The sequence below is a fragment of the Empedobacter sp. GD03797 genome (assembly GCF_029842105.1).
In the GTDB taxonomy this organism is placed as follows: Bacteria; Bacteroidota; Bacteroidia; order Flavobacteriales; family Weeksellaceae; genus Empedobacter; species Empedobacter falsenii_C.
Window position 1 is genome coordinate 1 of record NZ_JAOCFS010000028.1, and the last position, 19568, is coordinate 19568.

At 29.6% G+C, this 19568-nt stretch carries 12 protein-coding genes; 9 read left to right on the forward strand and 3 right to left on the reverse strand.

Annotation, left to right across the window (positions count from 1 at the left end):
* The first annotated feature begins 766 nt into the window (after positions 1-766).
* The 3 genes from N5D90_RS14230 (at position 767) to N5D90_RS14240 (ending at position 2867) form a co-directional block, all read left to right on the forward strand.
* Positions 767-976: a hypothetical protein gene (locus tag N5D90_RS14230; RefSeq protein ID WP_280062947.1), complete on the forward strand. Its 210-nt coding sequence runs from the start codon at positions 767-769 to the stop codon at positions 974-976.
* Positions 977-1051: 75 nt separating this feature from the next.
* On the forward strand, positions 1052-2560 hold the full coding sequence (locus N5D90_RS14235) for a MauE/DoxX family redox-associated membrane protein (RefSeq protein WP_280062948.1): 1509 nt from the start codon (positions 1052-1054) through the stop codon (positions 2558-2560).
* Between the two features lie 31 nt (positions 2561-2591).
* Positions 2592-2867 (forward strand): DUF6520 family protein, encoded by a 276-nt coding sequence (locus N5D90_RS14240; RefSeq protein ID WP_280062949.1) that lies wholly within the window; start codon positions 2592-2594, stop codon positions 2865-2867.
* A 23-nt stretch (positions 2868-2890) separates the two neighbouring features.
* Here N5D90_RS14240 and N5D90_RS14245 read toward each other — a convergent pair whose 3' ends face one another.
* The 3 genes from N5D90_RS14245 to N5D90_RS14255 all read right to left on the reverse strand — a co-directional run bounded on the left by N5D90_RS14245 (position 2891) and on the right by N5D90_RS14255 (position 9702).
* Positions 2891-5251: a S9 family peptidase gene (locus N5D90_RS14245; protein WP_280062951.1), complete on the reverse strand. Its 2361-nt coding sequence runs from the start codon at positions 5249-5251 to the stop codon at positions 2891-2893.
* Positions 5252-5321: 70 nt separating this feature from the next.
* On the reverse strand, positions 5322-6701 hold the full coding sequence (locus N5D90_RS14250; protein ID WP_280062952.1) for a RagB/SusD family nutrient uptake outer membrane protein: 1380 nt from the start codon (positions 6699-6701) through the stop codon (positions 5322-5324).
* Positions 6702-6705: 4 nt separating this feature from the next.
* On the reverse strand, positions 6706-9702 hold the full coding sequence (locus tag N5D90_RS14255) for a SusC/RagA family TonB-linked outer membrane protein (protein ID WP_280062954.1): 2997 nt from the start codon (positions 9700-9702) through the stop codon (positions 6706-6708).
* A gap of 1660 nt (positions 9703-11362) precedes the next feature.
* Between N5D90_RS14255 and N5D90_RS14260 the strand changes: the two genes are divergently transcribed.
* From N5D90_RS14260 to N5D90_RS14285, 6 genes are all read left to right on the forward strand, one after another.
* Positions 11363-11605, forward strand: coding sequence for a helix-turn-helix domain-containing protein (locus tag N5D90_RS14260; RefSeq protein WP_135836432.1), 243 nt, complete (start codon positions 11363-11365; stop codon positions 11603-11605).
* A gap of 361 nt (positions 11606-11966) precedes the next feature.
* Positions 11967-13172, forward strand: coding sequence for a hypothetical protein (locus tag N5D90_RS14265; protein WP_280062955.1), 1206 nt, complete (start codon positions 11967-11969; stop codon positions 13170-13172).
* A 423-nt stretch (positions 13173-13595) separates the two neighbouring features.
* The gene (locus N5D90_RS14270; RefSeq protein ID WP_280062956.1) at positions 13596-15206 is read left to right on the forward strand and encodes an ATP-binding protein; all 1611 of its coding nucleotides are present in this window, start codon (positions 13596-13598) and stop codon (positions 15204-15206) included.
* Between the two features lie 248 nt (positions 15207-15454).
* Positions 15455-17527: a DEAD/DEAH box helicase gene (locus N5D90_RS14275; protein WP_280062957.1), complete on the forward strand. Its 2073-nt coding sequence runs from the start codon at positions 15455-15457 to the stop codon at positions 17525-17527.
* Positions 17524-18234, forward strand: a complete 711-nt coding sequence (locus N5D90_RS14280) for a DUF2290 domain-containing protein (RefSeq protein ID WP_280062959.1) — start codon at positions 17524-17526, stop codon at positions 18232-18234. Before N5D90_RS14275 ends, N5D90_RS14280 begins: the two co-directional genes overlap by 4 nt.
* Positions 18235-18493: 259 nt before the next feature.
* Positions 18494-19543, forward strand: coding sequence for a hypothetical protein (locus N5D90_RS14285; protein WP_280062960.1), 1050 nt, complete (start codon positions 18494-18496; stop codon positions 19541-19543).
* Positions 19544-19568: the final 25 nt, after the last annotated feature.

Genomic DNA, 19568 nt, shown 5'->3' on the forward strand with positions numbered 1-19568 from the left:
GCAAAAAAGTAATCAAAAAACTCTTGTCTTTGATTTTCGACGGTCAAAATTAGTTTTAGTCATTCAATGTTTTAGATCATTTGCTACGCAAACAGTAAAACATTTTAATCATGACTTGCAACTTTTTGACACTCGCCTCCAAATCAGATGACATTTTTTTTAATCCTTTTTCTAATTCAAATTCGCTTTTTAACCACAATAGAAACATAGCAATCTACTTATATGTTAAAAGATTTATCTCTCTACATCTCTTCTTTTTTTATTTCAGTTCTATGTATCTATGTGGTAATAATTCTTTTCTGTCATTCTGGGCTCGTCTCAGAATCACATTCTATTTGTTATTCTTAAAATATTAGATTCCTCATCCGTTCTGACTACTTCGGAATGACAACTCGGATTTTGTCATTCTGAGCCTGTCGAAGAATCTCTTTCTATCACTTTTTTATGAGCAAAAAAGTAATCAAAAAACTCTTGGCTGTAAACCTCTCTACTAAAAATGATCTCATTCCACTAAAGATTTTAAAAACCCTACGGGCTAAAACCTTTTTAACGTTACATTCAAATATTTTCTTAACGTGAGAGTTTTAATGCCAGTCTCAACATCCTTTTTCAATATTCAAATTCATTTTTTAACTACAAATGATTTACCATTTGGAATGTATGAATTTATAAATTAGACAGGCTTTTTATGTTTTTGACGCATTGACATACCTCCTATTTTTTACGCTGAACCTAATTTCGGTACAAACTTTAAAAATGAGAAACTATGAAATCTTTTTATTTAATTTTACTTGGGTGTTTTGTATTCAATAGCTGTATAGAAGATGAAAATATTCTAATTGACACCCCGAATCGGTCAGAACGTATTACTCCTTCTTTGAAAGATAATATTAAGGATAGCACATCTTCTAAAAATGATCCTCCTCGGGATAAAGATCCATACATGAGACGTAAAGATGATGAAAAAGGAGACTGATATTAGATGTTAGATGTTAGATGTTAGATGTTAGATGTTAGAAAGTTATTTTTTATGAATTAAAACTACTTAAAGATGAGAAAAATTGCACCGTTTATACAAACGCTCATCTGCTACCTATTTATTATTTTGTTTATTTACGCAGCAGTGAGTAAACTAATCGATTTTGAGAATTTTCAAATTCAATTGGCTCAATCACCATTACTAAGTGCATATGCAGGCTTTATTTCTTACGCCGTAATCATTGTGGAAATTGTAATTGTATTAATGCTTTGTATCAAGCGAACACAACAAATTGGATTGTATGCTTCTTATGGTTTAATGCTCGCGTTTACAGTTTATATCTACCTGATTATTAATTACAGTGATTTTGTGCCATGTTCTTGTGGTGGAATTTTAGAGAAACTTGGATGGACAGAGCATTTAATTTTCAATCTCGTATTTGTTGGATTAGCTGTAATTGCTATTTACTTGAGTAGAATAGTAATATTTCAAAAAAGTAAACGGAAACTATTTGTTACCTTCTTTACTATTTCTATTGTTTCAGTTGGAAGTGTTATTATGCTATTTCTTACGTCTGAACACATCATCAAACAAGAAAATAATTTTACCAGAAGGTATTTACAACATCCAATTATCGAAGAAAAAGCGATTGATCTAGGCGCTAATTCCTATTATTTTGCAGGATATGAAAATAATATGCTGTATTTAGGAAATTATACTGCTCCGCTTGTTTTAACGAGTGTTAATACCAATACAGATCAAATCATTTCCAAAAAGATTGATTTGGACTATAAAGATCAACCTTTTAAATCCATTATGATGCGTGTCAAAAATGGTGGCTTTTATTTGTACGACGGAACAGTTCCAATTATTTATAAAGGAAAATTAACCAATTTACATGCAGAAACCATCAGTTTAAATGATGCTTTTTTTAATCAATTGATTGTGATTGATTCTATCAATTTTGCAATTCGTACACAAAGTAGCACAACTAATACGCAGATTTTAGGAAAGCTGAATTTAAACAAACAGCCAAAAATAGAATTGATTTCAACTGTACTCGAAAAACAAATTGATGGTGTTTTTGATACAGATGGATTGTTGGTTTCTGATTCATATACAAATGAGTTGGTTTATACTTATTACTACCGCAATCAATTTATTGTAATGGATCAAGATTTAGACATCAAACACAAACTAAATACGATTGATACTACTTATCAAGCAAAAATCGAAGTAAGTCATCTATCAGATGGAAAAAATAAAATGAGCGCTCCACCATTATTAGTGAATAAAAAAATGGTTGCACATCGACATCTCTTGTTTAATATCTCTAAGCTAATGGGAAAATTTGAATCCCCAAAACAGTGGAAACAAGTGGATGTTATTGATGTATACCGAACAGATCGCAGGCATTATATCGGAAGTTTTACTGTACAACATCGCGAAGAAAACAAACTTTCTGATTTTTTAGTGACTGATTCTCATTTTTATGCACTAATTGGAAATGAATTGATTGTTTATAAACTAAAGCCGGCTATAACCGATCAGTTTAAAACAGGAAAAGCCGAAAACCTGTAAAAAAGTAGGCAAAACCAAAATTTACATTAAAATGAAAAATTTAAAGCAAATTATTTTACCAGCTGTCATTGTATTAATGGGGACTGGTGCTGCTTTCGCTACAAATCAGGCGAAGAAAGCTGGATGGGATCCTGGAGATCCGATTTATCGTATCGATCAAGAACAGCCATGTACATTGGTTGAAGATTTTGAATGTAGCAATGTTATAGGTAATTTATGTACTTACCAGCCAGGTGTACATCTTTACGGAATGGATGAAATTTCGGGAACAGCTTGTAATGTTCAGCTATTTGAAAAAACAAACTAATAATCTATAAAAGGAGACAGCTTCTACAGCTGTCTCTTATTTTTAATCCAATCAATTTCAGTGTTTTTTAAATAAAAATCGAACCAATTTATAATCCTCTGATTTAAATCTTTTGCCTTTGATGGATTCATTATCACATGCTTTTCATTCGGGTACAATAACAACTTTCCTTCTTTTTTTAAAAGTCTCATTGCTAAATACATGCTAACACTTTGTTCCCAATTGACTTGATAATCTTCTTTTCCAGTCCATATTAATACAGGTGTATGTAGGTTTTCTAATTGGAGTAAAGGAGATTGTTTTAAATAATTTTCTTTTGAATCATAAAACATTGAATTCATTTTAAAAAACTGTTCCTCGTATCTCCAAAATTGTGGTTTTGATCCATTCCAACCCATCGAAAAGTACCAATTTACAATATCAAAAACACCTGAGCCACTAACAGCTGCTTTAAACATATTTGTACGATTTACGATATAATTTACCTCAAAACCACCATAAGAATGGCCTATTAATCCTATTTTATCTTTATCAATATTGGCTATTTTTAATGCTTTATTTATAGGCTCTAATGTACATTGTAATGCTGATTCACCTGGTTGATTTATCTCAACTATGATATCTGGTCGTAAGACAAAATAGCCTTGTGATGTATAAAAATCAGTATTGAAACCATTAGCTGAACTTATTTCTGGAATTTGAAAATCATTCACTAAATGTGATTGCTTTTGGTAGATATGGACAATCATCGGATAATATTTGGTTGAATCATAATCAAATGGATAATACAATATTGCTTTTACTGATTTCCCATTTATAGTTGATTTTATTTCATGAAAACGACGTTTTTGAATAATTGAATTAGCTGCCTCAACCCGAATGGTTGCTTTATTCTTCTCATCTATTTGAACAATATGAGGAGACTTTAAATAACCTTGCTCCATTACATACAAATTCTTATTTTTTAACGAAACTTTCTTAACATCTTGCGATGTGTTATAAATTTCATTAAATCGATCACAACATTTATAAATTTTATACTGATTATTTTCGTTTAAAGATTGTAAATAAATGATTTCATCTACTTGATTTTTAGCTTGATTTTTAGTAACTAAAAACGTAAAAGTTCCCGTTTGTTTTGTAGATTGAATTAATTGCTTCAGCTTTTTTGTATGAAGATTATATTCCCATATCCCTTCCTTGGCTGTTAAAAAAACACGTGAATTATCATAAAATTTAGCTGGCTGAAAAGCTTCATTCTTAAAATAATCATCAACGGAGAAACCAGCTTTTATTGAAGTCGTCAAACTTTTCTTTTTGTCTTCTAATACATCATATATCCACCAATTATTTTCTTTGAAATAGATAAATTTATTATGATCAGAAAGTATTAATTTATTTCTGTTGTAATCGTCAAAATCTTCAACTATTAGCTTTTGATTCATTGTTTCTAGATCCATTAACTTAACATCAACATGATCCCGTAAATGGCGATAACTTCTGTATCTATTCTTGTCGAATAAAAGTAGATATTGCGTTCCTAAAAATTCGTAATTGACATCTGATAGAGCTATTTTATGATTAATATGACCATCATTCAATCTCACAAAGATCAATTCTTTTTGACTCTTCGGTTTTTGAATAATAATTTGATCATCAGAGGTATCCCAAATTTCTACATCTTCTGATTTTTTTAAAGTATAATCAGATTGAAATGTATTTTCTACAATGAGTAAATTATTGTCTTCATTAATAATCTTAAGATTTTTACTCTTGTTTAAGTCATAAAGTAATTTGACCTTTGTCCCATTACTTTTTACATAAAATAAATCTTCTCCTTCTTGTTTAATGTAGTCATATTGATTGAATTCATTCCATCTTAATGACTGGTACTTAACACCATCTATTTGAAAAAGAAGATTTATATTTTTATTCAATTCATACACATCAATGGTATGATTCGTTTTTTCAATTACTAATTTATCATTTTCCCATTTATAATCTATTACATCAATAAACTTTATTTCGTTTCCTAATTCTCCATTATTTATTGTATTAATGTAAAGCGTATTACCTTCTTTTTTCGCTACAAAAAATTGCTTATTAGAGGTTTCAATCATTTTCTTATAGTGCGGAATTGTTTTTTTATTTTGACTTTGGATGTTATATAGTACAAGACCTTCATTTTTTTCATCATATAAAAAATACTTTTCACTCAACCAATGATAGTTCATTATTCTTCCAAGTCGTATTTCATCTGTTTTTTTATTATTTTTCAAATAATAGACAGGCAATTCATGGTTTTTATTTTTCGTAAATAATATATTTTCATTGTTTGCATCTACAAATTCAACGGTATAAAATTGATTAAAATAAGTTTCCAATGAATCTAATTTCTGTTGTTGACCAGAAATATAAATTGAAATTAAACAGATATAAAAGTTTAATATAAATCTAATAGCCATCATTTTGGGGTTTTAAATTATTATTCAATAAAATCTCCTTTTCTGGTAAAGGCAGTTTCTCCATAAATGGTTTCCAAGTTGGAATACTGTTTTGTAATTCATTTAATCGATTCCATCGTTTCAAATCAAAAAAACGATGTCCATATTCTGTAAATAGTTCATGTTTATATTCATCTAAAATCGCTTGCTCTAAGTCATGTTGAGATAAATTAGAAAGCATAGGTAAATTGGCTCTTTTACGAATAAGGTTTAAATCATTTTCAGCTTCTCTAAAGTTGGAAAGCTGAAAATTAGCTTCTGCACGTATCAAATACAATTCAGCCAAACGAAGTAGCACACTATTCTCTACATTAACTGTTGACGAAGTATTGGGCGCTTTATATTTGTATGGTTGATACCAAGTACCCTGATTGTTATTTAATTTCTTTATCCAAATTTCTTTTCTTTGGTCTCCATTCTCGAAAGAGTTGACGAAAGTGTGTTTTAAACTTACAAAAGCTGGTGGTAGAGCATTTAACATAAAAACATCTGCTTCCAAGGAATTTCCAGCTGCTAAATGAGGCGAAAAACACCATAGAATAGATTTACTTTCTTTCAAAAATTCTTTGCTAAGATCTTGTTCTAATGTAACACCAGCCGTTTGAATAACATCATTTGCATGCTGTTTGGCTTTTTCCCATTGTTTGGTTTGTATGTAATATTTAGCTTTTAAAGTTTTTAACGATGTAAGATTTAACCGTGTTTTAGATGTGTTTTTCGTTCCTTTCAAAAACAACTCTTCTGCTGTTAAATAATCTTGTTCTATTCTTTCATAGATTTCCTTTTCGGGTGTTTTATGAACTATTTTATTTTGCAAATAATCTGTCGTTGTGATGTATGGGATTTCGCCAAACAATTGAGTCAAATACATGTGCAACATTCCACGCATTGTATAGGCTTCTGCTAATACTGTTTGTTTGTATTGATTTTCTAATAATGTACTTTTTTCTACCCCTTCTATCAGTGCATTTAATCGGTATATTTGATTATAACTTGTGTTCCAGGTAGTCAATACCAATTCATTTCGAGTGGATAGCGTGTGTTCATAAAACTCTTTCTGTCCTAGCAAATTGATGGAATATAAATCAAGTTCATCTGTGTATAACCCCAATAAATACGTCATACCAGAATTATTACCAGTTAATAATCCGCTATCTCTTAAGCTTGCATAGATATTTAATAACGCAGCATCTGTCGTTTTTTTATCTTCAAATACTTCTGCACTTACAAGTTGCGTATTTGGTGTATCAAGATCTAAGAAGTTTTCGCAACTTGTCAAAAGAATTAAAGCGATTAATCCTTGTTTTAAGTGTATAAAAATTGATTTCATAATGTTAAAAGTTTAATTGTAATCCAAGTGTATATTCTTTCAGAGGTGGCAAATACCCTGATAAAACAAATTCGGGATCAGCACCAAAATAATTGGTTAGCGTCCATAAATTTTGTCCGTTGAGAAACAATTTTAGAGAAGAAGTGTTTGCAATTTTAAATTGATAGGAAATGGAAATATTCTTTAAACGGATATAAGAACCATCACTTACCGATTGATCACTTTGTTTAAAATTATTATAGGCTTGCGAAGCGAGCGTTTGGCTTCCAGTACTGTATCTTTGATACTTGGCTGATGGATTATTTGGTGAATAAGCATCTAGAAACTCTATCGGTTGATTGGTTAAACTTCCTGGAATGAAACTCTGAGCGATATAATTGATACTATTTTGTTTCACGAATTGAAACAGTACATCAAGCCCAACGTTTTTATACTGCACTTGATTTGACCATCCTCCAAACCATTTTACACCCACATTTTTAATAACTTGCTTATCTTCAGTATTTATTTTTCCGTCTTGATTAAAATCTTTGAATGTATGTAATCCAGTTATTGGGTCTATGCCTGTCCATTCGTATAACTTTTTAACTGTAATGGGTTGACCAATAACATAGGTATTGGCATAAGTAGAACCTTCTAAATCGGGAAATGACACTAATTTATTTTGTGGAAATGATAGATTCAAGGCTGTTTTCCATTGAATAGCTTTTTGCAATGGTTTTGCTGAAAGTTCAATTTCAATTCCTTTGTTCTCTACTTTTGCAGGTAAATTAGATTGAATGGATGAAAAACCTGTTGTTCCTGGTAAAGGGATTCCGACCAATTGATTTCCAGATACATTTCTATACCATGCAAATGAAAATCCTATTCTATCTCTAAAAAAAGATAAGTCAAGAGCGAATTCTAATTTGTTATTTTTTTCCCAACTAAAATTAGGATTGTACAAACTATTTGGCTCTAAACCTGTAACCTGATCATACGTTCTTGCCTTTGTAACATAGGTATCAAAGTATTGATAATCGCCAATCAAATCATTACCTGTAATCCCATAACTACCTCTTATTTTCCCGAAGCTTAACCAAGATGATTCGTTGAGAAAGTTTTCTTTAGAAAAAATCCAAGCTGCTCCAATTGCACCAAAATTCCCATATTTAAAATTTTGTCCAAAACGACTTGATCCATCTCGACGACCAGTTAAGTTTATAAAGTATTTGGATTGGTAGTTATATCCAAATCTACCGTAAACAGATTGATAGGTATAATCTATGATAGGTTGAGCACTAATTGTTTTTACACTTGCAGAAGATAAATCGTTTAGCAATGAGTTACTCAGAAAATTAGAAGCCGAAATTCCTAATCCATTTGTTTGTCTGTGTTGAAATGTTAATCCAACAAGATTTGTAAAGTGGTGTTGATTTATACTTTTATTGTACTCTAATCGTGGTTCTATATTATACGACATAACTTTCTGATCGTATCGTAATACGTTAGATCGTTCACTCCCATAATTATAATTTGGGTTGTATATCGTAGATGGACTTACCCGATTTTCTATTGATTGACTATAATAAATCCCTATATTATTCACTAAACTTAATCCTTTAATTAATTGAATTGAATTCAAAATAGCATGATTCATCATATCACCATTACTAGTATAATAGCTTCTGAGTGAAGCTAATGGATTTACAAACGTATTGTTTTGCCAATTCAGTTCACCTTGTTCATTGTATAAATTTGGAGCATTCGGGGCTAAGCTTATAACACTTGAAAACAAATCGGTAGAAGGTAATTTATTGACAGATCGACTTAAATTACCTTTGTATCCAATAGAAAATCGTTGATTTGGTGCAGTATAATTCAAACTAATTAAAGCAGTTGTCTTTTTTAATCGAAATGGTTCTGGATAAACAGTTGTTGCTTCAAAATGTCCCATACTCATTAAAAATTGAAATTGATCTGAGGCTGCATTTATACTTAATTGGTTATTGTTTTTAGAAGAAATATACCCTACTAATTCGTTAAACCAATTGGTTGACGAATTAACATCCCAACTTCCATTTATATCATAGGCATTGGCTGGATAAGTTTTAATTCCATCATTTTCAAATGCTGTCCTTCTCATTGCTAAATAATCAGACGTATTCATTAATCTTAATCGATTCATTACTTTACCCACTGTGTAATCTGAATTATATGCAATATTTAATTTTCCTTTTTTTCCTTTTTTAGTTGATATCAGTACCACTCCATTGGCACCACGCGAGCCATAAATAGCAGTAGCATCGGCATCTTTTAAGATTTCTATACTTTCTATTTCTTTTGGATTCAGAAAATTAAGAGGATTAGATTCCCCATAAGGTAGAATACCAGACGACAGCCCTACACTTGTTGTATTTCCACTTCCAAAAAGTACACCATCTACAATATAAAGTGGTTCGTTACCTTCTCGTCGCAAACTATTTCGTCCCCTAATTTGGATATCAAACCCACCACCTGCATTTCCAGAGTTTTGTACGATACTAACTCCAGCCATACGTCCTTGTATGGCAGAAAGTACATTATTCACAGGTTGATTCTCAATTTCCTTTGCTGTAACACGTGCAATAGATCCTGTTCGTTCTTTGTCTTTTACGGAGTAGTATCCTGCATTCACCACCACATCTTTCAGCTGAATCTCCTCCTCCACTTCTTTTGTGAAACTTACATTGATCACACTTCTATTCAATACCTCTTCTTCTCGAATAGGAAAATCCAATTGCTCAAAAATTAGTTTAGCATCATCATGTTGTAAGATCAACGAGTAGTTTCCATTATCATCGGTAAAAGTGGAATTATCAGTCCCCTCCTCTTTTACCATTACGCCCACTAGCGGGACTTGAAGTTCTTTTACCGTTCCAGTCACGGTTTTTCCTGTTTGTGCCAACAATGGTGTTGCACAAAACAATCCCAATAACACAGCAAATGACTGCCTACTGAGTTTAAAGTAAAATTTTTTCATAATTTTACATAGTTTTTTAATTCAACATTAGTTTTAAAAGCCACTCCTTTTCCTGTACATCGCGCCAACTTTGTTTTTGGGAAAGGAGGTTTTTGTTTTTACGTTATAAGTTTTACGCTTAACGTTTTACATTTTTATTTTTATTATATTCAAATTCACTTTAATACGGTCACTGAGGCACTCGAAGTGCAGAATCTTTCTATCACTTTTTTGAGAGCAAAAAAGTAATCAAAAAACTCTTGTCTTTGATTTTCGACGGTCAAAATAAGTTTCAGCCATTCAATGTTTTAAATCATTTGCTACGCAAACAGTAAAACATTTTAACCATTAACTTCAACTTTTTGACACTCGCCTCCAAATCATATGACGTTTTCTTCATTCTTTTTCAATACTCAAATTCGTTGTCATTTTAAAAAACGGATTTTGTCATTCTGGGCTCGTTTCAGAACCGCATCCTTTATAAATCCCCCGATAGACAAGTTTTAAAAATTACATTAATAAATGAAAACTAAAAATTAACACTAATCACTTTATGAAGATCATTTACTTTCTTCTTAGGGTGTCTTCGGGGGATAGAGTGTGAATCTGTTTACTCTTTCATAATTTCACAATAGTTTTTTAATTCAACATTAGTTTTAAAAGCCACTCCTTTTCCTGTACATCGCGCCAACTTTGTTTTTGGGAAAGGGGTTTTTTATTAAGTTTTACGTTATACGCTTAACGTTTTACGTTTTTATTCTTATTACGTTCTATTTCAATTACATACAATCACTAATATACTCGAAGTGCAGAATCTTTCTATCACTTTTTTATGAGCAAAAAAGTAATCAAAAAACTCTTGGCTGTAAACCTCTCTACTAAAAATGTTTTCACTTCACTAAAGATTTCACAAACCCTATGGGCTAAAATCTTTTTAACGCTGCACTCAAACATTTTCTTAACGTGAGAGTTTTAATACCGGTTTTTTCACCCTTTTTAATATTCAAATCCTTTTTTAACAACGAATTTAGAAACGGTCATTGCTGAAAAGTCGAGTGTCAATTCGGCGTAAAGAGCGTTAAAAATGATTTCCTGTTCGCATTTTACATGCGAATGATTTAAAGCATTTAGCGAATAGCCATTATTGACCGACTTGTAAGCACGGACTTGATTTTTTTGATTCGTTTTTTCATCAAGGAAAAAATGAATGTAAAATCCTTTCTATCACTTTTCAATTCTATAAGAATCGAATAAACGTCTGTGCATTTCGTTTTTAGAAACACATATTTATAGAGAGTTGTATTTCACTTGATTTGTAGAGGAATAAAACCAAGTTTATTTATTGTCTGAAGTTCAGTGCTACTTGTAATGGAAGAAATGACCAAAAACAAAAAACCGTGAAACTCATCATTATCTGCCGCTGAGGTACTGGTATACCGAGGAACAGATAAGTGAGCTCACGGCATAAGACGTGAGCTTATCTACTTACCATCTCGTTCCAAAAATTACCAGTTTTCAACGGCGAGACTATAAGCAATAGCTTAATATTTTCTATATAAGTATTGCAAAATTACATATTCTTGTAATTCTTTAACCAAAGATAGTAAAAAAAATCTAATGTAGAAAACTTTACCTACAATTTTATTTCAAATAATATTGAAATTGCTCTTAAACTATTATCATGACAATTGAGGATAACAAAAGAAGTTATTTAATATATTTTGGAAAAAATCTCGAAAAAATCAGAACTGAAAAAGGTTTAAGCTATAGACAACTAGCTCAAAGATGTGATGTCGATTTTAGTGAGATTAGTAAAATTGAAAAAGGAGAAAGAAACATTCAAATTACAACAATTGTAGAATTAGCTAAAGGATTAAACAAATCTCCTAAAGATTTATTTGATTTCAAAACAGAAGAAATCTAAAGAAATAAAAATATAGGGTGTTTAAAAAATATACAAGATATTAAGTATTTAAAAACTCCTTGTTTAATATGAATATCCTAAATTTGAAATGAATATAAGTCATAGGCATGACGTTCATTTATTACTCAAGTGTTGGTTTTTAGGTTAAAAATTCACCTGAGTTTTTTATTTTACATAAATTAATATAAGTAAAGGGCTTCTATATAAGCCCTTTACTTATTTACGCAATAATGGTTATAAATTAGATTTGTTTGTATATTTGTTATTTATACGAAACTAAAGCTATAGTAGTTATTTTTACGAAACTTAACTATATTTTACTTCGTGAAATAATATGTTAGTGGCAATTTTAAACAACATCATGGATAAAGAAGATAAAAGAGTAATAACAGATTTGTTATCAAAAAGAACTGACTTTATAAAATTAGTTTTTGCAGCAATTATACTTGCAATTGGCACTGCATTATTAGCAAACTATTTTACATCATTATTTGTTGAAAAGTCTTTCAATCTTTTCTTAGCTGGTTTTATTCCAACAATTATGGTTATTTTTTATTTTGGCTATACAATTATAGCTAAATGTGAAAATATATTAAAAATACAATCACTATTAGTTTTTGACGAAAAAACTTTAGACTCAATCAAAATTGATAGGTATTCTTTTTCTGAAGACATAAATAAAGTTTTTGATTCAGTTTTTTTAGAGAATAATGCAATTAAAAATCATTGGTTAAGTGTACTTCCAAAAGAAAAAAAGGAAGAAACCTCGAAAAAGGAAGAAAAAGACAAAAAAACTAATAATCCAAAAGAAAAAGTATCATACATAATGATAACTGCACATGAATACGATCCAAATGAGATAAAAGAGGTTACAAATTCAGATAAAATTTTAAATGAATGTATTGAGCATGTTATTTTAGAAAAAATTTCTACTCACTTATCTGGTTACTTTAACTCATATAGTTCAAGTGATAAATACATCAAAGAATACACTAGAAATGATTTGCCAAAAATTTTATTGGAAAATAGAATTACAAACTTACTTTCAACTCCTTTTGAGGATAGGGACATATTTTCAAAGTTTAATATAAAAAAACAAGAAGGAGAAATAATTTCTATTTATGGCTCTGATGGTTCACAATATTCAAGATTTGATTTAACGCTACCTACAAAAACAATAGTCACCAGAACGGAAGACGGAAAACTTAAACTAGAAAACAATAGAGTTAAAGTTGAAATTAATATAAAAAATGATGGCTTTTCTACTTCACTTCCAAGAGGGTTTGAATTTAATTACTTGGGTAGAGATGATAAAAAATCTGTTAATATTAGAAAAATTGATATTGAAATAAAAACATTTATAAAGCCATTGACATTATTATTTGGGAGTGGTTGGCAATATCACAAATGGATTGATTCTTTGATAACTGAATTAGAACAATTTGCAAGTTTTGATTTATTTGTAGATAAAATTAATTGGGAAAGTCAATTGACAAATATTATCATAACTAACAATAGAGCTAAATTTAGAAAAGAAGCCGAGAAAAAAACTGCCGCTAATAACTAAGCTTTCGTGTTGCCCGGAGAATAAAATTATGGTATAATAATAACAATAATTTATATAACCTCTCTAAGTGTTTTTAGTGAGGTTTTTTGTTTTTACGTGAAACCGTAATTTATTGTTAAATGGTTGTTGTATTTTTGAATTTAGTTTTACGAAATAATAAATATTGGTGTATAAACAATATTTTATTTCATAAAAAACAATGATGTGACGCAATTCTCCGCTATGCTACGAATCGCGTCACATCGGTTGACGGATTACATCCGATAATGTACACATTTCATCGCTATCGCTCCGAACTGCGTACATCATCGAATTTGCTAAATAAAAAATATACACAACTTCGTTGCTATATTTTTTACTGTCGCAAATCCGGCAACCGTTAGCGGCAACCCTAACATACACACCGTAACCAAAAAACTGAAAATGAGAATTAGAAAAATACAATTAAAGAACGGGTACAAAAGATTTCATGATTTGACAATTGATCTTGGTTCAGAACCAAAAAGAATTATTGCTCTTGTTGGACCAAATGGTTGTGGAAAAAGTAGCGTTTTAGATGGGTTATTATATTTAAACAACGTTCACGGAAGGATAGGTAGTAATGACACCAAAGACCATAACTACCATTCAATGACACAAATACCAAACTACAGTTATCAAAATATCGTAGTTGATTTTATAAATAGCAATTATCAAGAAATCAGAAGAGAAAAGGAAAAAATAAGAAAAGAAAACACTATATTTTCTTTTCGAAGCCCTTATCGATACAACAATCATTTAAAAGTTACCCAATCACAAGCAACATCAGAAATTAGACTGAATAATTATGGAGCTTCAACCGCTTCAGATTTGGACGACAAAATGATTGAAAATTACAGAAGACTTTATATAAAGTATAATAAATACCTAAATGAAACTGACTGTAAACCGAGTGAAGCCAAAACCAAAATAATTGGAGATTTAAATAATTCCCTAAAAAATTGTCTCGACTTAGAAATAACCAGTATTGGCGATATCGAGGCAAATCAAGGTACTTTATACTTTAAGAAACAAGACCATCCTAAAGAATTTGAATTTAACGTTTTATCTTCTGGCGAAAAGGAAGTTGTAGATATTTTGCTTGACTTATATTTAAGACAAGATGAATATAACGATACAGTTTTCTTAATTGATGAACCTGAACTACACATTAATACTTCGATACAAAAAAAGTTATTTCTTGAAATAAATAAATTAGTTGGCTCAGACTGTCAAATTTGGATAACAACTCATAGTATTGGTTTTTTAAGAGCTCTTCAAGACGATTTAAAAGATGAGTGCCAAATTATTCAATTCCAAAAAGGAATAAATTGGGCTTCGACACCTCAAGTTCTTATTCCAATTAAAAAATCGTTGGCTAAATGGAAGGAAATTTTTGAAACTGCTTTAGACGATTTAACAGGATTAGTAAGTCCAAAACGTATCGTTTATTGTGAAGGCAAAGACAGACCTGGTGCGAATGGACTGGAAAAGGGATTTGATGCGAAGGTTTTCAATAATATTTACGGAGAAAAGTATCACGACACATTATTTATTTCAAGTGGTGGAAATACTGAACTTGATCAAAGAAGTGAAATTGCATTGGCAATTCTTACAAAGGTATTTTCTGAAATTGAAATCCTCGTTTTAAAAGACCGTGATGTTTCTTCTGGGAAACTAAACAATGAAAGCGATAGGCAACAATACCTACAAAATAATCCACAGCATTTCAGAATTATGAAACGTTGGGAAATTGAGAATTACCTTTATGACAAAGAAGTTTTATCAGCTTATTGTACCAAAAATGGATTGACATTCAATGAAGTTGAATACGATAATTTTGTAACTAATATTACTGACCAAAATTTGAAAGACGCAACCGGACGAATTAAGAATTATTGCGGAATTACAACAAGTATAAATCCAGAAATATTCAAATTGAATTTATCACAGTATGTGACAGAAGAAATGGAAGTTTACAAAGAATTAGAACAATGTATATTTCACAGACAGTAAAAATTGCAACAAAAGTAAGGGCAGCCGCTAACAAGGTATTGCCAAAAGCGGGGCTAAAGTGCTAATTCAAGGTTTGTACTTCTATCGTCGCCAAAAACGAATTATATTCGTTTTTTATTTTTAAATTTACTTCATATAAATTCGTTTTGGCTCGCCTCGGTGCAAAATCGAAACTTTAGGCTTCGATTTCCCCGCCTTCGGCAATACCCAAAACGTTAGCCGTAATGCTTAACCAATATTATGTATAGATGAATATAATTGCAGACGAACTTAAACTTAAACAAGATATAGTAGCTAATCTCTTAGTTGAAAAAATTAAATCCTTAGGTTTAGAAAATAGTATTCTATACTATAATTTTCCATTCTATAGAGGTGAAACAACAGAAGATTTAGTTAAAGCTCACGTTTTACTTATCTCCAAAGAATATGGAGTAATATTTTTTAGATGCTTAAATGAAGTTGAAGATTATTCAGAAATAGAAAGAAAGAAAATCAACGAATTAGATAGTCATATTTTCGCTAAAATAAATAAAAGAGAAGAATTTAGACTTGACAGAAGAACTTTAAAAATCAAAGTTACCCCATATATATTTATTAATAATTCTAAGAGTGAAATTGAAGATATTCTTTCACTAGAAGATGTTGAAGAAGCAATAAAAAATAATAAAACAGAAACATTAACAGACTTAGAATTCGATTTATTAAGTGCTACAATCGAAGGCACATTAAATCTTAAAAAGAAGAGTGATAGAATTATTTCACAGAATGTTGAAAAATTAACAAAAGGTAAAATTCTATCTTTAATACAAAACAGAGAAGCAACATTCGATATTGAACAAAAAAGAGCTGCATTAAACATTATTGACTCACCTCAAAGAATTAGAGGGTTGGCTGGTTCTGGGAAAACAGTAATTTTAGCAATGAAAGCTGCTTTATTCCATTTACAGAATCCTGAAGCCGAAATTTTATACACATATTTTACAAAGGCATTATATGGTCAAGTTCAATATTTAATTGAGAAATTTTATCGTGATTTTTCAGATAATCAGGAACCAAACTGGGACAAAATTAATATTTTGCATGGTTGGGGTGGAAATAGCTTGAGAGGAGTTTATTCAGATACTTGTTTTGACAATCAAATACCAGCAATTTCTTTTGGAATTGCAAAAAGCATGAGACCAAAAAATCCTTTTGAATATATATTTGAAGAGCTGAATAAGAATATTTTAAAAGAAAAATATGATTTAACTCTCATTGATGAAGGACAAGATTTTAATAAGTATTTCTATCAAGTTTGTTATAAGATAACAAAAAACAAAAGATTAGTTTGGGCATATGATGATTTCCAAAATATATTTGATATAGAAATCCAAGATGAAAAAGAAACATTTGGGATAAATGATAAAGGAAATTATAATGTAGATTTTCAAAATAGTAATAACGTACTACAGGATATAATTTTATACAAGTGCTATAGAAATCCTAGATATGTTCTAACAAGTGCATTTTCATTAGGTTTAGGAATATATAATGATAGAGTTTTACAAAGATTAGAGAATAACAAACATTGGGAAGACTTAGGTTTTAAAGTTGTGGAAGGAAATTCTAACACTGGTGACAAAATGGTTATTGAAAGACCTGAAGAAAGCAGTCCAATTGAAACAAATGAATATTTTAATGAAGAATCAATAACAATTAACGTATTTGATGATTTAAAACAGGAAACAGATTTTGTCTGTGGTCAAATCTTAAATGACATTACAGTAGAAAACTTAAATCCAGATGATGTATGCGTTATATCATTAGACCAACGAAATATTAAAGCTTACTTTACATCAATTGAGAAGAAATTACAAGCAGGTGGTGTTAAAGTTTTTAATTTATTAAATGCTCCAAATAATAATACTAAATTCAACATAAAAGGTTGTGTAACACTTTCAACAATCAATAAGGCTAAAGGAAATGAAGTTGGAATGGTGTATGTAGTTGGTGTTGATTCTGCATTTGCTAATAAAGATTATATTATTAATCGCAATCAGCTTTTTACTGCAATTACTAGAAGTAAAGGTTGGGTAAAGTTGACTGGTCATCAAACCGCAGAGTTATGCAAAAATGAACTTAACTCTTTAAAAGAAAATAAGTATAAATTAATTTTCACACAACCAAGCGAAACGGAAACAAGAACAATTTATAGAGGTTTAGATAAAATGCAGTCTGAGTTAAATATTCTATCAAGAACATTAGAAAAATTATCTAAAGAGACAGGACTTTCTTTAGAAGAAATTTTAAAAACTATTGAAAATCAAAATCAAAAAAAATGATAAATGATTCTGTTTTTAATATTTCTCTAACAAAATCTATTAAATTGTTAGAAGAGTTAAAACTATTTAAGGGAAAAGGACCAAAAAATATTGGAGATTATTCTAGTGAGTTTAAAAAAATCTCAAGAAGAAATAAACACATTGAAATTTATAATGCTATTAGAGACAATCTTGATTATGAAATTATTCTGTATGATGATTCATTTTTTCAATTTTGTAGATTAGATAACTATTTAAGATATTCATATATTGAAAATCCAAATTTTAAATACACAAAATATGATTACTTAAAATTTAGCTTTGAAGATGATGAAATTCTGCATTTTACAGAACAAGACGTAGATGAATTAGTAGATGAAAATGAATTTGAACAATTTTTAACTGAACAAGAAATTAATTCAAATTTAATATACATTCGTTATGATTTTGATAAAAAAGGTTATAAACCACTATTACATTCTCATTCACATATTCACATAGGTTTAAATGAGAATTTCAGAATACCATCTTCAATTATTTTAACTCCATTACAGTTTATTACTTTTACTATTAAGCAGAAGTATTATGATGTTTGGAAAACTCATCATGATAAATTTGAAATATTAGATTTTAGTGAAAAATTATCGGAAATTAAAAATCAATGTGTTGTTATTGGAGATCAAAATGTATGGAATGATATTGAAAAAAATGAGATTCATATAAGCTAGAAAGCACTACGGCTAACATCGGTAACTGTTGCACAACTCCAATTTTAGGGACAAAAACAAAAAATAGTATAAATAATGACCTCTTTAAAAGAAATTTTAGAGAGGTTTTTTGTTTTACGTGAAACCGTAATTTATTGTTAAATGGTTGTTGTACGTTTAAGAAGTATTGTACAAAATGTAGATGTGTTCTCTAAAACTTTAGTATCTTTAATTTTAGAGAAAAGAGAGAATATATAGCATTAATTATGAAAGGTAAATAATGAATGAACTAGCTAATAATATATATGAAATTATTAAAGATTACAGAAATCACGATGGTATTTATATAACACCTGATTATATTATAGAATGGGCAAATCAATTTGGAGGTGATGCTTTGCTTGTATTAACAGAATTAAATAAAATTTTGCCTGAAACATATATATCAAGAGATAAGGCTAAACAAAATATATTGAGTCATTTAGAATCTTATTTAAAATTATATTCATACACTAATATAACTACTTTTCTAATAGAAACTCAGTTCATAGATTGTCAATTACCACATAAAAGTCAACCAGCAATTTTAAATTTACTTGAAGAAGTTCTAATGGAGAACTATCAAGAATCCTATAAAAAATATATTGATTACCCTAAAAAAAATTATATATATTTTGATGATGTTTTAGCTTCTGGAAGTACCATTGGCAAGCATTGCGTAGAATTTTTAATCACAAAAGATGATAAAGAAATATCATTCGCGCAAAAACTAGAAAATAATGAAATAAATTTATCTATTAGTGTCTTTTGTATGCATATTTGGGGATTTGAATTTCAGAAATTTAGAATTTCAAAAACACCGACACTTTCAGAAAAAATTTCAAAAAAGATTAATTGGTTTTGGAATTATGAAGTTCAAAATCACGCCAAGTTTAATAATCAATCTTTAAATGTTGCTCGACCAATCAAATTAGCTAATAGTAAAATTAATGGGTATTTAGAAAATCTTGATGCTACTAAGTATGAAGATTATGCTTATCGAAAAATTAACACTCCAGTTAAAGAAGTATTTTTTACAACTCCTGAAAATAGAATTAATTTTGAAAATATATTAATAGAAAAAGGAATTGACATTATAAACATGATACAAGGAGATGTGAAGCCAAATATAAGACCTCTAGGTTTAATTAATCCAAATTATAAAATATTTGGATTAGGTACACATTTTTTTACGTGGAGAAACATTCCAAACAACTCACCATTAGTATATTGGTGGGAAGTTTCAGGTCACAACTGGAAACCATTATTTTCAGTTGCAAATAGAGGATAACTAATAATTATTCATTAATTTAGCA

Coding starts and splice junctions, on each gene's coding strand:
- N5D90_RS14230 (WP_280062947.1), top strand. CDS start 767: ATGAAATCTTTTTATTTAATTTTACTTGGGTGTTTTGTATTCAATAGC.
- N5D90_RS14235 (WP_280062948.1), top strand. CDS start 1,052: ATGAGAAAAATTGCACCGTTTATACAAACGCTCATCTGCTACCTATTT.
- N5D90_RS14240 (WP_280062949.1), top strand. CDS start 2,592: ATGAAAAATTTAAAGCAAATTATTTTACCAGCTGTCATTGTATTAATG.
- N5D90_RS14250 (WP_280062952.1), bottom strand. CDS start 6,701: ATGAAATCAATTTTTATACACTTAAAACAAGGATTAATCGCTTTAATT.
- N5D90_RS14255 (WP_280062954.1), bottom strand. CDS start 9,702: ATGAAAAAATTTTACTTTAAACTCAGTAGGCAGTCATTTGCTGTGTTA.
- N5D90_RS14260 (WP_135836432.1), top strand. CDS start 11,363: ATGACAATTGAGGATAACAAAAGAAGTTATTTAATATATTTTGGAAAA.
- N5D90_RS14265 (WP_280062955.1), top strand. CDS start 11,967: ATGGATAAAGAAGATAAAAGAGTAATAACAGATTTGTTATCAAAAAGA.
- N5D90_RS14270 (WP_280062956.1), top strand. CDS start 13,596: ATGAGAATTAGAAAAATACAATTAAAGAACGGGTACAAAAGATTTCAT.
- N5D90_RS14275 (WP_280062957.1), top strand. CDS start 15,455: ATGAATATAATTGCAGACGAACTTAAACTTAAACAAGATATAGTAGCT.
- N5D90_RS14280 (WP_280062959.1), top strand. CDS start 17,524: ATGATAAATGATTCTGTTTTTAATATTTCTCTAACAAAATCTATTAAA.
- N5D90_RS14285 (WP_280062960.1), top strand. CDS start 18,494: ATGAATGAACTAGCTAATAATATATATGAAATTATTAAAGATTACAGA.